This window comes from Paenibacillus sp. SORGH_AS_0306 (genome assembly GCF_030819345.1).
Taxonomy (GTDB): Bacteria; Bacillota; Bacilli; order Paenibacillales; family Paenibacillaceae; genus Saccharibacillus; species Saccharibacillus kyungheensis.
The window spans coordinates 1,245,842-1,263,554 of record NZ_JAUTBP010000001.1 but is presented as its reverse complement, the minus strand read 5'-3'; the positions used below and the strand labels follow the sequence as shown (position 1 = coordinate 1,263,554).

At 39.2% G+C, this 17,713-nt stretch carries 18 protein-coding genes; 2 read left to right on the top strand and 16 right to left on the bottom strand.

Annotated elements, in window-relative coordinates:
• Positions 1-486 precede the first annotated feature (486 nt).
• Complete coding sequence (locus QE450_RS05680; RefSeq protein ID WP_307297709.1) at positions 487-1,734, top strand: replication initiation protein; 1,248 nt, start codon at positions 487-489, stop codon at positions 1,732-1,734.
• Between the two features lie 85 nt (positions 1,735-1,819).
• Here the strand turns inward: QE450_RS05680 and QE450_RS05675 are convergent, their stop codons facing one another.
• The gene (locus QE450_RS05675) at positions 1,820-2,893 is read right to left on the bottom strand and encodes a glycosyl hydrolase family 18 protein (protein ID WP_307297706.1); all 1,074 of its coding nucleotides are present in this window, start codon (positions 2,891-2,893) and stop codon (positions 1,820-1,822) included.
• A 402-nt stretch (positions 2,894-3,295) separates the two neighbouring features.
• Positions 3,296-3,925 (bottom strand): TetR/AcrR family transcriptional regulator, encoded by a 630-nt coding sequence (locus tag QE450_RS05670; RefSeq protein WP_307297703.1) that lies wholly within the window; start codon positions 3,923-3,925, stop codon positions 3,296-3,298.
• Positions 3,926-4,044: 119 nt separating this feature from the next.
• On the opposite strand from QE450_RS05670, the gene QE450_RS05665 reads away from it, so the two are divergent.
• A complete protein-coding gene (locus tag QE450_RS05665) occupies positions 4,045-5,625 on the top strand; it encodes an FAD-dependent monooxygenase (protein ID WP_307297700.1) in 1,581 nt (526 codons plus the stop codon).
• A 99-nt stretch (positions 5,626-5,724) separates the two neighbouring features.
• On the opposite strand, the gene QE450_RS05660 is transcribed toward QE450_RS05665, so the two are convergent.
• The 14 genes from QE450_RS05660 to ffh form a co-directional block, all read right to left on the bottom strand.
• On the bottom strand, positions 5,725-7,488 hold the full coding sequence (locus QE450_RS05660) for a YifB family Mg chelatase-like AAA ATPase (protein WP_307297699.1): 1,764 nt from the start codon (positions 7,486-7,488) through the stop codon (positions 5,725-5,727).
• Positions 7,489-7,612: 124 nt separating this feature from the next.
• Positions 7,613-7,981, bottom strand: a complete 369-nt coding sequence (locus QE450_RS05655) for a YraN family protein (protein ID WP_274170325.1) — start codon at positions 7,979-7,981, stop codon at positions 7,613-7,615.
• Entirely contained in the window at positions 7,978-8,283 is a 306-nt protein-coding gene (locus QE450_RS05650) for an EscU/YscU/HrcU family type III secretion system export apparatus switch protein (protein WP_307297697.1), read from the bottom strand. The genes QE450_RS05655 and QE450_RS05650 overlap by 4 nt, the downstream gene beginning before the upstream one ends.
• Entirely contained in the window at positions 8,280-10,424 is a 2,145-nt protein-coding gene (locus QE450_RS05645; protein WP_307297695.1) for a hypothetical protein, read from the bottom strand. The genes QE450_RS05650 and QE450_RS05645 overlap by 4 nt, the downstream gene beginning before the upstream one ends.
• A gap of 322 nt (positions 10,425-10,746) precedes the next feature.
• Entirely contained in the window at positions 10,747-11,367 is a 621-nt protein-coding gene (locus QE450_RS05640) for a ribonuclease HII (protein WP_273615749.1), read from the bottom strand.
• 17 nt (positions 11,368-11,384) lie between these two features.
• Positions 11,385-12,245 carry a ribosome biogenesis GTPase YlqF gene (ylqF, locus tag QE450_RS05635; RefSeq protein ID WP_204824600.1) on the bottom strand — a complete coding sequence of 287 codons (861 nt, stop codon included), beginning with the start codon at positions 12,243-12,245 and terminating at the stop codon, positions 11,385-11,387.
• A gap of 52 nt (positions 12,246-12,297) precedes the next feature.
• Positions 12,298-12,969, bottom strand: a complete 672-nt coding sequence (gene lepB / locus QE450_RS05630) for a signal peptidase I (protein ID WP_204824601.1) — start codon at positions 12,967-12,969, stop codon at positions 12,298-12,300.
• Positions 12,970-13,275: 306 nt separating this feature from the next.
• Positions 13,276-13,620 (bottom strand): 50S ribosomal protein L19, encoded by a 345-nt coding sequence (gene rplS / locus QE450_RS05625; RefSeq protein WP_069327410.1) that lies wholly within the window; start codon positions 13,618-13,620, stop codon positions 13,276-13,278.
• Positions 13,621-13,817: 197 nt separating this feature from the next.
• Positions 13,818-14,189: a hypothetical protein gene (locus QE450_RS05620; RefSeq protein WP_307297691.1), complete on the bottom strand. Its 372-nt coding sequence runs from the start codon at positions 14,187-14,189 to the stop codon at positions 13,818-13,820.
• A gap of 184 nt (positions 14,190-14,373) precedes the next feature.
• Positions 14,374-15,105 carry a tRNA (guanosine(37)-N1)-methyltransferase TrmD gene (trmD, locus tag QE450_RS05615; RefSeq protein WP_307302605.1) on the bottom strand — a complete coding sequence of 244 codons (732 nt, stop codon included), beginning with the start codon at positions 15,103-15,105 and terminating at the stop codon, positions 14,374-14,376.
• Positions 15,105-15,626, bottom strand: a complete 522-nt coding sequence (gene rimM, locus QE450_RS05610; RefSeq protein WP_204824604.1) for a ribosome maturation factor RimM — start codon at positions 15,624-15,626, stop codon at positions 15,105-15,107. The genes trmD and rimM overlap by 1 nt, the downstream gene beginning before the upstream one ends.
• A 110-nt stretch (positions 15,627-15,736) precedes the next feature.
• Entirely contained in the window at positions 15,737-15,967 is a 231-nt protein-coding gene (locus QE450_RS05605; protein WP_069327413.1) for a KH domain-containing protein, read from the bottom strand.
• A 22-nt stretch (positions 15,968-15,989) separates the two neighbouring features.
• Positions 15,990-16,262: a 30S ribosomal protein S16 gene (rpsP, locus tag QE450_RS05600; RefSeq protein WP_273615747.1), complete on the bottom strand. Its 273-nt coding sequence runs from the start codon at positions 16,260-16,262 to the stop codon at positions 15,990-15,992.
• A gap of 55 nt (positions 16,263-16,317) precedes the next feature.
• Positions 16,318-17,700, bottom strand: a complete 1,383-nt coding sequence (gene ffh, locus QE450_RS05595; RefSeq protein WP_273615746.1) for a signal recognition particle protein — start codon at positions 17,698-17,700, stop codon at positions 16,318-16,320.
• Between the last annotated feature and the right edge of the window lie 13 nt (positions 17,701-17,713).

Here is a 17,713-nt window from a genome sequence, read left to right as displayed (position 1 = left end):
TTTTGATTTTTGTATCATCACCCTATTTTTGTCCGTAGAAAAGCATTATTTGCTTATTTATGACCCTATTTTTGTCGCATTTCGTTTTATACTCAGCTTTTATTGGATCATATTGCTCGTTGATTTAGACCCTATTTCTGTCCATAGTATGCCCTACTATTGTCTATACTTTGTCCTATTTTTGTCGCATTCTACCCTACATTTGTCTATACTGTCACCCTAAATCTGTCTCAGGATTACCCTCTTTTAGTCTATAGTTGACCCTATAATTGTCCATCTTTCACCCTATTTTTGTCTTATTTTATGACTGCAAAGCTATAAGTACCAACACATTTACCAAGTGCTAAACAAGTAAATATTTTAAAACAATAAAAACAAGGTATGTAAAATAAGATAAACAACTCAAAGGAAATCATTGTGCTGATTAAGCTACTTTTATACCAGATAATCTATTATAATGAAGGAACGTCTTGGAGGTTATAACATATGAAGAAAAATAATTTAGTTACAAAGTCTAATGATCTTATTGAAATGCCTTTAAAAATGAGTGTAGTAGAGTTACGTATTATTTATGTGCTTATTAGTATTATTTCGCCTGATGATCAGGAGTTTCAACGATATCGTTTTAAGATTAGTGAATTCGCCAAATTAGCTGGTGTTAAAAACAAAAATATTTATGCACAAGTGAAAGAATATACGCTTAATCTAATGTCGCACCCTTTTTACATAAATGAAAACTTACAAGTAAACTGGTTAGCGTCTGCTGAATACTTTCCTAATGAAGGTATTATCGAAGTAGAATTTTCACCCAAGTTAAAACCTTATCTGCTTCAGTTGAAAGAAAAATTCACTTCTTTTCGGTTAAACGATATTTTAAAATTGAAAAGTGCTTATTCGATGCGGATTTATGAACTATTGAAACAATACGAAAAGTTAGGGCAACGAACTCTTAAAGTCCAACGTTTAAAAGAATTACTTGGTATTGAAGATCAGTATCCAGTGTACTCTGATTTTAAAAAGCGTGTAATTACCAAAGCACAGCAAGAAATCAATAAAAGTACCGATATCGAATTCAATTATGTAGAACGAAAAAGTGGTCGTAAAGTAGATGAAATCGTATTTACGATCAAAACCAAAGCCAAGCAAACAGTCACCATTCTTCCTCCTACCGAAGCATTAGCTGCTGTACAACCTCATACAGCCAATCGGTTAAGCGATCGTTTAAAAAAAGAATTTGGATTAACTACAGTCACGATTCAGACTATTCTAAAATCATATGAGAAAGAATATATTACAGAGATTTTGGATGTAGTCAAAATAGATGTACTAAGCGGACGTGTACATGATATTCCAGCTTATACTGTTGCTGCTCTAAAAAATGACTATCGTAAAAAGAAAACAGAACTGGATATCGAACTGGATCGACAACAAGCTCTCAAATTAGAAAAAGAACAAAAGTCTCAGTTACAACAACAATATTATGCAACAGTAGCTGAAAAGTTAAATCAGTATATTGTGGATATGAGTCAAGAGCAGTTAGAAATAGAAGTTGAAGCGATGTTACAAAGTGTGGCTGACAAAGATATCGAAATCATCACAGCAGATGTTCGTGATCCACAATTAATGTCAGGTGGTTACTTTAGGCAATATCTCAATAAAAAATACTTTTATCATTATACGTTTGATGTATTTATATCAGAAGTAACTGAACATGAAAAAAGAACCACTCTATAGAGTAGTTCTTTTTTTTACATTTCACTGTGTTTATACTGGAAATTCCTACATTTCTTCTGTCAGCTACTGCTAATACAATAATTATTTATTTTGTTGCGCTGACTCCTTTTTGTACTGCCTGCCAGAACTGTTGATCTTCCATACCTATCGCATACATAGATACCCCGGCAAGATTGTATTGCTGAGAAAGTTTTGCTTTTTGCTCAATACTTGTTGCATCTTCATACCACACCTCATGTTGATCGCCCTGACTGTCTGTGTAGCGTGCGGTCATAGAACCAGAAACGTTATCTCGTTTACCTGTAAGATGATATTTTGCCAGTAAAGCTGGAGTGTCTTTCCAACTGAGCATCACATTTTGATCATCATGTTCTTGTGTAGTCTGTGTAACATTCCAATCGTTACCGTATGCTGGTAATCCCATTAATACTTTATTGGAAGGTACTTGCTTTACAGCAAAAGCGAGTGAAGATTGTATCCACTCTTTGCCGGCAGAAGAACCAGGCTCACTCCATACGCCATGTTCATCATAGGTCATCACCTGTAACCAATCTGCTGCGCTTCCGATCGCTTTATAATCATAGGCTCCAGACCAGCCATCTTTGGGATCATCTTTCTGTTTGGCTGGTACAGATACCATCGTTTGAAATCCATTAGCTTTCATGACTTTGGCTGTATCTCGTACAAAGGTGCTAAGTGCTTGACGGTCTGCTGGCACAAGAGATTCAAAGTCTAGATTAACCCCTCGATATTGATTTTGTTTGACAGTTTGTAAAAGCCCTGCAATCAGCTTTTTCTTAGCTATAGGGTCTGTTATCACGTCATGTGCTGCTTCTGGATCCCAATCTGTTTCCCCGTAGTTAGAAACAAGCGCAAATGTATCGATCTTCCACTTATTCGCTTGTTGAACAGCTTGCTTAGGAACGCTCCCGATCAGATTGCCAGATCCATCTGTGTTTAATGTATCTGTAGACATTTGATTCATATAACTGTGATATTTATTAAATGCTGCTGGCGATGCATCAGTATAATAACCGAGCACAAGTGGCTTTGTCTGTGCTATTGATTTGCCTTTACTATCAGATGCCCATCCAATCGCTGTACAAATCATAAATATACCAACTACCATCACTACAATAAACGTACTTTTTCTAGTCATATGTGTTCCTCTCTACTAACGATTATGTGTTACATAGCATATCCTTTATGTTTATCATATAGTACCATTATATTCCATAAATACATATGTCATATATACAATTAAGCTATCACATGGAAAAAGAACAAAAATTTTATGCAACAGTTGCTGAAAAGTTAAATTGATATATTGTAGATATGAGTCAAAAACAATACATATAGAAGTTCAAGCAATATTACCACGTCTAGCTGATAAAGGCATCGAAATTATTTATCATAGTAGAGTTATCCACCGTTAATGTCAGGTGATTACGTTAGGCAATATTTGAGCAAAAAATACTTTAGTGATTACACATTTGACGTATGTTAGAAATCAATCAATCTTAAAAAGAGAAGTAGCTATTATAGCCACTTCTCTTTTTGATTATATAGTAGGCGCATAAGCACGAAGAAAAACGCGTACACCTTCAGTAATAATATGCTTCACTTGTTCTTGATCCAAAGCTTCAGGTTTCGGCTGATTAAATACAAGAAGAATAGTTAAAGCAACAAAGTGCTTTACAGCCATACGAGGATCAGGTATATCCAGCAATTTATTTTTTCCAAACTCTATAAATCTTTTGATAATACTTTCCTCTGTTGCTTGATCCATATTTTCATAAAAAGATTCTGGCAAATTAGCAACCTCTACCATAGCTAGGCGAATCAAAGCTTTGTAATCAGATGAACCATTTGCAGAGGCAACAATTTGTTCACAAAATAAAATAAGAGCTTGCTCCAAATCATTGAATTCCAAAAGGTGATCTGAAATCCCTTGTTCAATCATGTTCAGAACAGTTACACTCGTTTCTTCCATAACAGCAAGTAATAAGTGTTGTTTATCTCCATAATAATCATACACTGTGCGCTTAGACACTCCTGCTCTATTAGCAACAGCATCAACACTCGATTGATTAAATCCTTCAGATAAAAAAAGTTCTCGTGCTGCCGCAATAATTTTGGCTCGTTTATCTAAAGAACCTTTACGAATCTTTTTATTTTCTATCGTATTCATTCTCATATTCCCCCTTATTAAGTATATTATCAAAATTTGATTCAGATTCCACTTTACTAATTACACTGCACGGTGTAGTATAATTTATAATCTGCTATATTCCAAGGAGGATTTTATACATGGACACTCTATTTTCTTCTGTTGATGTGCTTATTGTTGGAGCTGGGCCTACAGGACTTACACTTGCTTGTGATCTTGCACGTCGACACATTAACCATCGTATCATTGATAAAAATTCCGTCTATAACGTAGCATCCCGCTCCAAAGCTATTCAACCTCGTTCACTTGAAGTCGTTGATGATTTGGAAGCGATTGATTACATTTTGGACACAGGTGTTGTAGATTTGCCTGTTCGTTATCATACTCCAGATGGTAAAAGCATAGACAAACCTTCTATTACTGTGGCTGTCAGTAGTAAGTTTGAGACACCTTACCGTAATCCCGTTTGGATTGCTCAATTTGATGTAGAAAAAGCATTACGTGATCGCTATGCTGTTCTTGGTGGTCAAGTCGAGTTAGGCGGCGAAGCTCTAAACCTTGTTCAAGATTTGAATGGAGTAACAGTAACGGTCAAGACATCACAAGGAGAAGAGCAAATTCATGCTCGTTATGTAGTCGGTGCAGATGGTGGTAAAAGTAATATCCGTAAGTTTATTCAATTTCCACTGGTTGGGGAAACATATGATGATGAGCGGTGGTATCTTGGGGATATCCAATTAGAAGGTCTGGATCATGATCATATTCATATTTGGACATCTTCAGAAGGAATGTTAGGACTAACTCCACTACCCCAATCGAATATTTGGCAACTACAAGCTACTATTTCAACAGAAATTCAAAATCCCGTAGAGCCGTCATTAGAAATGTATCAAGCTATGTTGGATCAGCGTGCTGGTGCCGGTCTTGTTGAGATTACTCATGCATCATGGTTGTCTATTTACCGAGTTAATGTGCGGATGGTGGAATGTTATCATAACAACAGAGTATTCCTTGCTGGTGATGCAGCACATGTTCATTCTCCAGCAGGAGGCCAGGGTATGAATACAGGTATACAAGATGCTTACAATCTTGGATGGAAGCTAGCCGCTGTCCTTCAAGGAGCAGATGCTACTTTACTGCATACTTATGATGAAGAACGCCGTCCTATTGCTCAAGCTGTTCTTCAAGATAGTTCTAAGAAAATCAAAGCAATTACTTCAACGGTGACTGAAAGTAGATCCTTGTCGCAATCTTTAAGTACAGTATCCGATGATCTGACAAGCGGGCTTCCTATTTCCTATCGCTCCAGTTCTCTTACTCGTTCATTTAATGGAAAAGATACTCTTCTTTTATTACCTGGAGATCGTGCTCCTAATGCTGACATTCTGCAAAACAAAGAATTTTCCGGAAATATTTTTGATCTGCTCCGTGGTACACATTGGACAGTTTTGGCTTTTGTAAATCATACTGATTCTTCTGTATTAGAAAATCTTACTCATGATCAGCTTCGACTATATTGTATACTTCCATCTGATACAAAGAGAACAGATCATATCATTGATCACGCAGGAAATGCTTATCGAATTTACAATATATTAAGTGAAGAACTCCTATTAATCCGTCCAGATGGCTATATTGCACTCCGTACTTCTATAGAAGAATCATCGTCTATTTTGCAATATTTAAATTCCATCTATTGCTCACATACTCCAGTGAAATAGAATATATGATGCAAACGAACAAAAAAGAAAAGAAGGAATCACATTAGTCATTCCTTCTTTTCACTCTTTAATCTATATTCTATTGATACATAGCACTACTTATCCATTCACTGGCTGACTCAGATCCAATTGCCGATATTGAATCGCTTCTGCAATATGAACCGCTTCTATCTGCTCCATATTTTCCAGATCAGCAATCGTTCTTGCCAATTTCAAAATACGATCTCTAGCTCGCATACTCATGCCTAATTGTTCAAATGCTGTTTCTAGCAATTGATTACCTGCATCTGATAAGAATGTATACTCACGTAACCATTTACCCGACAATTCACTATTCCAATGAATATCCAAATGCTGATATCGTTTCAATTGAATCTGATGCGCTTGCTCTACGATTGTGCGCATACTAGCCGAATCGTAACCGATATCTTCTGTGCCAGCTTTTGCCCGTTGCCAGTCTTGCTCAGTAGGTCGAGGCACTTCTATTTGCAGATCTATCCGATCTAACAAAGGACCTGATATTTTGGAGCGATAACGAGCAATCTGACTATGGCTACAAGTACAAGGATGAGCCGCATGGGTACTTCCAAGATATCCACAAGGACATGGATTCATTGAACCTGCCAATAAGAAATTAGCTGGGAATGAAAATACCGCGCGCGCACGGCTGATTGTCACTTGATGATCTTCTAATGGTTGTCGCAATACTTCTAATACCGATCTCGGAAATTCTGGCAATTCATCTAAAAATAAAATGCCTTGATGCGCTAGGCTCACTTCTCCTGGCTTGGGTATACTTCCTCCTCCAATCAACCCTGTGACTGTTGTACTGTGATGAGGCGCACGAAAAGGACGTACAGAGATCAAGCCAGCGTTAGAGTCTTTGAATCGTCCTGACACACTAAAAATCTTAGTTACTTCCAATGCTTCCGAGTCAGTTAATACCGGTAAAATCGTAGGTAGACGTTTAATGAGCATCGTCTTCCCTGTACCCGGAGGTCCCAGTAACAAAATATTATGCATTCCCGCAGCAGCAATCATCAATGCTCGCTTCACGTGTTGTTGTCCAAATACATCTCCATAATCTTCTTGCATCGTTGAAACAGAATGATTGATATATTGCTTTTTTGATCTTTGCACAAGTAATGGCGGAAGCACTACCACTTTACGTGGATCGGATTTCTTTTTAGTTATACCTGATATATCATTAACAGATTGAGATGTATTTATAGGATCATTTGAAGACGAGTTGGTCTGGATTTGTTTGACTACAATCTCCGGTTGACCTGGCAAAGACATTCGAAATGATTCGATATGATCCTGCTGAGCAGACTGGTCTTTTGGGAGAGTAGGCTGATGTAGTGCATCCGCAAATAAATCATTCAAATGATGAATTGCATACACATTGATTCCTTCAACCAATACTGCTTCTGCTGCATTTTCTTGAGGAACCAATACCGATTTCATACCATGTTGACGAGCTGTATCCACCATTGATAATACACCCGGCACAGGTCGCAATGTACCATCTAATGCTAATTCTCCGATCAGCAACATCTGCTCTGCATCAGGTAATATAATCTGATCACTTGTGGTCAAAATCCCCATAGCAATTGCAAGATCAAAAGCCGATCCTTCTTTACGCAAATCGGCTGGTGCTAGATTGATCGTTACTCGTTGATTAGGAAAAGTAAATCCACAATTTTTGATAGCTGAACGTACTCTTTCGATTGATTCTCGAATAGCTGAATCTGGCAACCCGATAATAGCAACCATCGGTAGACCATTTGACAAATCGGTCTCTACTTCAACCATTACTCCATTGATTCCCTGTAAACAAGCGCTAAATAATTTACCATACATACCAAAAAACACCCTTTCTCCAAAACCTTCTAAATCTCGCTCCTGATCACAGTGCGGATATACATGATGGTTTACTGAAAAAGGGTGCTTCCTCTATTTTCAATAGATTTTATTTTGACATCCATTAGACAAAAGCAGCTACAATATGCTCTAGTTCTACGACTTGATACGAATAATTCATCTGAATCGTTATGACATCATATCGAAAAGGAAAATGAGACTGCTGATTCTGATGAGCATAGACTTCAGCTGTTTCACGAATTTGTTTTTGCTTACGCCAATCTACCGATTCAGCAGGTGTACCAAATAGATCACTTGTACGACTACGCACCTCAACAATCACAATCGTGCCTTCATGATAAGCAATAATATCTAATTCACCACTACGACAGCTCCAATTGCGATAGCCGATCTGATAACCTTGCTGTTCTAAATAATAAGCTGCTGTATCTTCAGCGATACGTCCTTTATATTTGCGATCATCTGTTTTCACCGACCACGACCGCCTCGACTCAAATTCTTATCTGCACGATAAATAAAGCTAAGAATTTCGGCAACCAGTTCAAATAATTCACCTGGGATTTGTTGATCGAGATCAAGTTTGGACAGTACTTCTACCAAAGCAGCATCTTGTTGAACAGCGACACCAGCTTCTTTGGCTTTCTCAAGAATACTTTCAGCGATACGCCCTTTTCCTTTGGCGACTACTACTGGAGCTGTATTCTGATTCGGATCATATTTGAGGGCAACTGCTCTTTTGGCTCTCATGGCCATATCGTCTTTGGGTTTATTCATATTTTCATATCCACCCCTTTGTAATCAGGCGGTGCATACCGTTGTAAAAGATCGCTATCTGACATGCCAAGACTGTTGTCGTTCACTGTATCTGATCGAACTGGCATCGTATCTACTTTGAGCGATAGCAATTGGTATCCGAGCGCTCCCATAGCAGTAGCCATCTCTTCGCGTTTACTTTCGACAAGCGGAGCAAGCTGTTCTAGATCATTATGCACTTTAAGAGTCACAATTTTGTCTACTACATGTACATCGACAAGTGTTGGTCCTAGTGAATGCATATCGAGGTCGAACCATAGACGGCAGTTAGAAGCGTCTAGTTCTCCTTTAGGGCCACGACGAGACTGAATCTGTACAGAAGCCGTTTCTTGTCCGTCTGGTCCTCTAAACGGGACAAACATCGTTACTTGTGCAAAGGGTGCTGTACGATCAGTATTTAATAATAATTGCTGACCAGTTAATTGCTGAACCAATTGTTGTGCAGCATCTTTCAGTGCAGGTGGCACATCATCTGCGGCAGTTAGTTGAAGCAAAAGCCCTTTTAAAGTATCTTGAGCTTTACTAACCGCATCATCTGTATGAGAAGCCATCTGTTGAGCGATATGAGCCGGATTGGTGGCTTCTAGACTATTAGCATTTTTCAACAGAGCAGCATTCGGTAGAAGATCATCTGTTGGTACATTTTGCCCGTTCACTACTGTCTGTGCATTGGTAGTGGCTTGTTTGCTAGTTGCTGGATTGTTTAATTCTATTTCTGGATCTATTAGTAACTCATTAGCTGCTGTTTGCTGCAGTGCATTCGGATTCGCAGGATTCGCAACACGAGACGCAGGTGCAGGTAATTGCTCTTCTACTCCATTATTTAATGTACTATGCAGTACATTAGGCGCAAGAGCTGGATTTCCATTACGAGACGTTGCCGGATCTAAAGATGCCTGTGCTTGCGTTAGCCCATTAGCACTTAGAGATACTGGTGTCTGCTCAGTGCGTGTAGCTACTGCTTCAGGTGAAGAGTTATTGACACTTGCACGTACCATTTGTTGTTCATGCTCTGCTCCTAATAATTTCAGCACACGGCCTAACCAGGGTTCTGTGGTTTGAACTTTGGGATTGACTATTGATGCTGTATTTGTAGAGTTCGCTGTAACAGGTTCGGCATCATCTGTTGTTGCAGATAACGATGGGCTAACCGTTGTCGAAGCAGATGGAGTGATATCATCTGCTTGCTGTGCTTGAGTATTGACTGTTGCCATCGTCGCAGATGCTGTTGGTGCTTGAGACACAGTAGGATTTGGTACAGCTGGTGAAGTTAATTTACCACCAGTTGCATCTGTAGCCTGATCTCCAGATTGAGCCACTATACTTCCTAATTGATCAAGCACAGTCTGTAATTTTCCCAGTAAAGCAGACGTTGTGTTATTGCTTTGTGCTGGATTGGTATTTCCGTTAACTGCCGGGTTATTTCCAGATGTGTTTGAAGATACAGTCTCTGGATCTTGATTGGCATTTGTGCCTGTATTTACATTGGCTGCATTATCTTGTACTTGTGTCACTGTAGCACGAACAAGATTATCCAGATTACTTAATAGATCATGAAGCGGAGGTCCGAATATCGCTTGCTGTAGACCGCTCACGCTTTGCGCTGTAACAGGTAGACCTCGCTGAATAGCTACAGCCGCAGATTGTACCCATTCTCCTACAGGTACACCGGCTGGCTTTTGAGAAAGAGTTGCTTGTATATTTTTGACGTTATCTGCATTAAGTGTGATACCGGATGCTCTCATTTGAGTAATCATTTCACGATTTTCTTTGGTATCTGGTAAATTAAACGAATCTAATACTTCTCCCATAGATGCATTAGGTAAAGGATTCGCTGGATTGCCTGCTACAGGTTTGAGCACAGGCATTCCATCTTGATCAGGAGGCTGTACTTGTAGTAAAGTGGTTGCGCCTTGTTGTAAAGGAGTCTCTAATTTGGCTCTTACTTTGACTCCTTGAATTTGGACAACAGCTTCTTGTCCATCTTCAGATACGCTTGTCACCACTCCGCGGACAACTTGCCCTTCTTTCAATTCCATTTGTCGTGCTTCACCTGGTTTGCTATCTCCTATAAGTCCACGGAATAGTGATCCAATATTCATAGTAATCCCTCCTATCATTGTTTCTACTTGAACGTTGCCTACATTGAGGTATAGATAACAAGTAGACTATAAATAAATTCATAGTAATACAGACAATTTATAGTCTATGCTTATGTATATTTTGATTTAACGTTCGTCTGCTTGATTATCTTATTTATCGGTTAAAAAGGCATGGATCATGAGCGCCTATCTGTACAAAAAAAGAACCCGCTCTTTATAGTAAGATGCGGGTTCTTCCCTTAGCATGTCTATTTCTATCTTCACATAAAGTAATATAGATGCATGATAAATCATTCTATACTATAATTCAATCCTTTTATGCTTAAAATAAAGTCGGTTGTTCCAGTAACAAATTACCTAAAAAGCTTTTGCGATGTAATGGTGTGATTCCCTGCGCAATAATCTGAGCACGATGAACTTTGGTTGCATATCCTTTATGTCCGGCGATTCCGTAGCCAGGATATTGCTCTTCCCATTCACCTACACACAGACGATCACGAGTGACTTTGGCGATAATGGAAGCTGCTGCAATACTATGACTATTCGCATCTCCTTTGATAATAGAACGTTGTGGAATATCCAGATCAACCTTTTCAGCATCGACTAGAATATAGTCAGGAGATACGCTTAATTGTTGCAAAGCGATCTTCATTGCTAATCGAGCGGCTTGCTTAATATTGATCTCATCAATCGTTGCTGCATCAACATAACCTACACCTACAGCAAGTGCTTGCTCCATAATCTGATCATAGAGTTGCTCACGCTTTTTCTCAGATAGCTTTTTGGAGTCGTTCACGCCTTCAATGATTACACCTTCTGGCATAATCACCGCAGCAGCGATCACATCACCAAACAGACATCCTCGACCCACTTCATCTACACCAGCAATATAATGGTAACCTTCCAGTAGACATTCACGTTCATACTTTAACAATTCTGACATGATGATTCCTCCAATACTTAAGGAGTCTCCATGGAGATTCGTCCCATTTTACCTGCACGCAATTCACGTAATATGACTTTGGATGCTTTTTCTAAATCTATACGTCCACCGCTCATTAAGCAACCACGTTTGCGTCCGATTTCTTCCATAATTTCTACGATTTCATTCGGATTTTCAAAATCTTGTGGTTGTTCAGATAATTCAAAACGTTCAGCGATATTGTCCCAATAATGCTGACAGATGTATTTCATACCGAAGTAAGCAACATCTTCTACATTTAGAATTTCTTCACGAATAGCGCCTGTTACAGCCAGCTTATAACCGATAATTTGATCTTCAAATTTAGGCCATAGAATACCTGGTGTATCTAGCAATTCCATTTCTGTTCCTACTTTGATCCATTGTTGTCCTTTGGTTACACCTGGACGGTCACCTGTCAAAGCTATACTTTTTCCAGCAAGGCGATTGATTAATGTCGATTTACCCACATTCGGAATACCTACAATTAATCCGCGCATAGGACGTTGATTCATTCCTTTAGCTGCACGTTTGTCGCGCTTGTCTTTGAGCAATACTTTAGAGCGTTCAGCAATTTCTTTGATACCTTGTCCGCTTGCTGAGTCTAAAGGAAGAACAGCATGTCCTTCTTGCTTAAAATATTCAACCCATTCGGCAGTTACTTTAGGATCAGCCAAATCGGATTTGTTCAAAATAATCATTCTCGGTTTGCCCTGCAAAATCTCATCAATCATCGGATTACGACTGGAGAGTGGCAGACGTGCATCCACGAGTTCAATAACCATATCGATCAATTTAAGCTTCGATTCGATCTGGCGACGTGCTCTTGTCATATGTCCGGGAAACCATTGAATAGCCATCGGTTTTCCCCCTTACTTCTTTAAATTAGCTGTCCATATATGTTAGGCAGCTTTATTGTTCAACCCACTTCGCATCACTAAACGGCCAGAAAATAACATCTGCACGTCCAATAATATCTCCAAGCGGTATATAACCGATCATACGACTGTCTTGACTGTTGGAGCGATTATCTCCCATAACAAATACATGACCTGCCGGTACTGTTCCATCAGGGAAGTTCTCTGTTGGGAAATTATTGATATTATAATCGCTACCTTGTGCATGTGCCTTATCTAATGCAGCTTGGATATAAGGCTCACTGATTTCTTTACCATTAACGGTTACTTTGTCGCCTTCTACTTTGACGGTATCTCCAGCAACAGCGATTACACGTTTGATAAAGTCACGATTTTGAGAAGGTACTTTCAGTACAACCACTTCTCCAGGTTGTGGGGTACGGATATCATACAGAATTTTGTTCACGATCACACGTTCACCTGTATGAAAATTCGGTTGCATGGATGGACCGTCTACAATAAACGGTTCAAACAAGAACCAGCGGATAACGACAACGAGCAACAAAGCAACCACGATCGCTTTGATCCACTCTTTCGTTTCACTTTTCTTTTTCTTTTCAGGTTGAATCGTTCCTGAATCTGGAGTTCCTGTGTTGACAGGTTCTTGTACTTCTGTCGTATTTGCTGCATGTACTTCATTGTTAGATGGTTTTGTGTCTTGCTCCATAGGCCATGCCTTCTTTCCTGGTTGAATTGGCGCTTTGTATATGTACTGACTACCATATCCGGCTAAGCCTTATGTAGTGTATACCAAGTACCTATACGATTTCACTCTATCTATTTTACACACAATTTTATAAAAACCAAATTTTGAAGGATTCTATTCGTCAAGAAATACAAAAAATCCCGTCTACAGCCGTGTATAAAGGCTGTCCGGCGGAATCGGATGTTAATCATTATCATAAATAACAGCTTAAAAATAACGAAAAGGGCTTGTTTCACCAAGCCCTTCTCAATCGCGTATCCGAAAGGATTAACGACGCAATTCTTTAATTCTAGCTGCTTTACCGCGAAGCTCACGAAGATAGTACAATTTCGCACGGCGAACTTTACCACGACGAGCTACTTCTAGTTTATCGATTTTAGGTGAATTTACTGGGAAAGTTCTTTCCACACCGACACCGTAAGAAATTTTACGTACTGTAAAAGTTTCACCGATGCCGCCACCTTGGCGTTTGATTACAACTCCCTCGAACAACTGAACACGTTCGCGAGTACCCTCAATTACCTTAACATGCACTTTTAAAGTGTCTCCTGCACGGAAATTAGGGATATCTTTACGAAGTTGATCTTGAGTAATTTCTTGAATGATATTCATTAATAACTTCCTCCTTCCACACAGATGTTCATACGTCTCAGGGAATAATTCCTCATCATTGATCGTAGAGGACCATCAGATTCACACAACAGTCTAATACTATCATAGAACATCATAGAATAACAATACTTTTTCAAAAAAATTATAAAATAGTTGATTATTTGAGATCAGCTATAAGTATGCCTCGTCATTGCCGCTTACTCAAAGTCGCTATGTTCTAATAAAGATTGCAGACTTCTCAAGCGATTGATTTCTTGCTCAAATAGATGATGATCGGTTAAGCGACTATTTTCTAATGTGCGAAGTCTGGCTGTTTTTTGGTGATCGATACTACGATCAATTAATTTTACTACTGTATTGCGACCGCTATAATCAGAAATAAAATATTTTTTGTATGATTCGACTTCGATATAGATCAGATGCGTAAATTCCGGTAATAAATGATTCAGTACGATCGTAGCATCACGCTCTACAAACTCTTTATTTAACACCGAAGCATATCCTTGACTGCGCAAGTCACTGCTTAACCGATCTAACCATTGTGAATACTCCTTCTGCAATTCATTCATGATGTCTGAACTCCTATCTTTGTTACCTTGTTATGAGCGCTCTTACTGTAGGCTCAGTCTTATGCTCTAAATGATGACTTGAGCTTATTTATTGTTGCACCTATGTATATAGGGGGTATATAAAAAAGAATTTCCCTATAAGGGATCGATGAAGATCTTCCTACAGCGAAATTCTGATGTATATTTAGTTAAGCTGATTTTTGAGCCACTCGCGCTCTTTGGTTGTCAAATCAGCCTGTTCTAACAATTCTGGACGACGTTCTAATGTACGCAGTAACGATTGTTCACGTCGCCACTTCTCGACATTGGCATGATGACCGGATAATAAAATATCAGGTACTTTCATTCCTCTATATTCTACAGGACGCGTATAATGTGGATATTCTAACAGCCCTGTACTGAATGAATCGGTCACTGCACTGTTAGCATTTCCTAATACCCCTGGTAAAAGGCGCACAATACTGTCTACAGCCGCCATAGCGGGTATTTCCCCACCGGTAAGTACATAATCACCGATTGATATCTCATCGGTCACCAGATGCTCTCTAATGCGCTCATCGTAACCTTCATAATGACCACAGATAAAAATCAAATGTTCTTCTTGAGCAAGCTCTTCAGCTTTGTGCTGCGTAAATGGCTCTCCCTGTGGACACATCAAAATAATACGTGGAGATGTAGAAGTAGACGCGGGTGCTAAATCTTCTACAGCATCAAAAATAGGCTCTGGCTTGAGTACCATTCCCCCGCCTCCACCATAAGGTGTATCGTCTACAGTACCATGTTTGCTTTTAGAATACGTGCGGAAATTAATAGCATTCAATTCTACAATGCCTTTAGCTGCTGCTTTACCCAGAATGCTAGAACCAAAAACACCGGTAAACATTTCTGGAAATAACGTCAGCACATCGATCTTCATCATTCCAAAAGACCTTCCATCACATGGATCAGTACTTTTTTCTCTTCTACATTAATATCAAGCACGACATCATGGATGTAAGGAATCAATACTTCTTCGCCTTTATCTGGACGGACGACCCATACATCATTAGCACCCGGTTTTAAAATATCTACGATTTTACCAATTTTGGTTCCTTCTTCAGTAAATACTTCACAATCTAGAATCTCGTGGAAATAAAATTCGTCTTCTTCTAGCTCGATCGTATCATCTTTAGATACTTTCAATGTCCAGCCTTTATATTTCTCTACTTCGTTAATATTGCTGAATCCTTTAAAACGAACCACATACATATTTTTTTGCAAACGAGAGCTTACAATTTGAACTTCTAATTTACTGCCATTTTCTTCATTGATCATCCATAGCTTTTTACCTTCTGCAAAGCGAATTTCAGCAAAATCGGTATTTGGATAGATTTTGAGTTCTCCACGGATGCCATGTGTATTAGCTACTTTACCTACCGTTAAAAATTGTTCAGTCATGTTATTCTCCTCTAACAAATAATCTATCATTGATGCTATATTACCTTAAATTTGATTGAAAATGTACGAAAAAGGGCTAGGACATCATCCTAACCCTCTTTCGTATATTTTTAAGACATTATATCAACGGTCACCCGTTTATTAGTCTTGACTGCTGCTGATGTAACGACCGTGCGGAGAGCCTTGGCGATACGTCCTTGCTTGCCGATGACTTTACCGGCATCGTCCGGATGGACGCTAAGTTCGTATACGATCAAGTTCTCTTTTTCCACAACGTTCACTTTTACATCATCGGGATGATCCACGAGAGCTTTAGCAATAACCATTACTAATTGTTCCATAGATTCTCCTCCGAATCAGCAATTATTTTTGCTGTTTAAGCTCATGAAACTTTTTCATAACGCCCGCTTTGCTAAGCAAGTTGCGAACGGTATCAGAAGCTTGTGCTCCTTGTTGAAGCCATTGAAGAGCTTTTTCCTCATCAATCTTAGTTACAGAAGGTTCTGCAATTGGATTATAAGTACCGATTTCTTCGATGAAACGGCCATCACGAGGGGACCGAGAATCGGAAACCACGATACGATAGAAAGGCGCTTTATGAGCACCGATGCGTTTTAGACGAATACGTACTGCCACGAAAATTCACCTCCTTCAAATTAGTTCAATAGTATATACATTGCATTTCCTGGGCTTAACGGAAAGGAAATTTCATTCCTTTACCACCCATTTTTTGCATTTGTTTCATCATTTTATTGTTTTTGCCGCCGCCCTTAGGATCCATCATATCCGAGAACTGCTTCATCATACGGCGCATCTCATCGAACTGCTTGATCAGACGGTTTACTTCTGCAACAGACGTTCCGCTCCCTGTAGCAATCCGCTTACGACGACTATGATTAATCACTTCTGGATGTTGTTTCTCCTGAACAGTCATCGACTGAACAATCGCTTCGATACGTCCTACTTGCTTATCATCTACTTGTAGATTTTGATTTTTCATTTTTCCCATACCAGGAATCATGTCCATAATCTGATCAAGCGGTCCAAGCTTTTTCACTTGATCCATTTGCTCTAAGAAATCTTCGAATGTGAACTCGGCATTACGCATTTTGCGTTCCATTTCTTTTGCCTTGTCTTCATCGATATTCATTTGAGCTTTTTCGATCAGTGATAACATATCACCCATACCTAGAATACGTGAAGCCATACGTTCTGGATGGAAAGCTTCCATAGCGTCTAGCTTTTCACCAAGTGTTGTGAATTTAATCGGGCAACCTGTTACGGCTTTGACAGACAATGCTGCACCACCACGAGTATCTCCATCAAGCTTGGTCAATACTACACCTGTTAATTGCAATTGACTGTTAAAGTTCTCGGCTACATTAACTGCATCCTGACCTGTCATCGCATCTACAACTAACAGCACTTCGTCTGGATTCGTTAATTCATGAATCTGACGCAATTCATCCATTAATTCTTCATCAATATGCAAGCGACCTGCTGTATCAATAATCACGTAATCATTATTGTTCGTTTTGGCTTCTTGCAACGCTTGACGAGCAATTTCAACTGGACTTGTCTGATCTCCCATTGTAAATACAGGCGCATTGATTTGCTCTCCCAGTACTTGCAACTGCTTGATCGCTGCCGGACGATAAATATCGCCTGCAACCAGTAAAGGACGATGATTTTGTTTTTGAAGCATTTTAGCTAGTTTACCGGATGTGGTTGTTTTACCAGCACCTTGCAAACCGACCATCATAATCACTGTTGGTGGTTTGGCTGCTTTGGCAAGTTTGGACTGTGTTCCACCCATCAACTCGGTCAATTCTTTATTAACAATGTCGATAATAACCATGCCAGGTGTGAAGCTTTCCATCACATCTGTACCGACCGCTTTTTCTTTTACTTTGGAAATGAATTCTTTAACGACTTTGAAATTAACGTCTGCTTCAAGCAACGCTAACCGTACTTCGCGCATTGCTTCGTTTACATCTTCTTCAGATACTTTACCTTTACCGCGAAGTTTGCTAAATACGTTTTGCAGTCGTGTTGTTAAGCTTTCAAATGCCATGTGTCTTCACCTC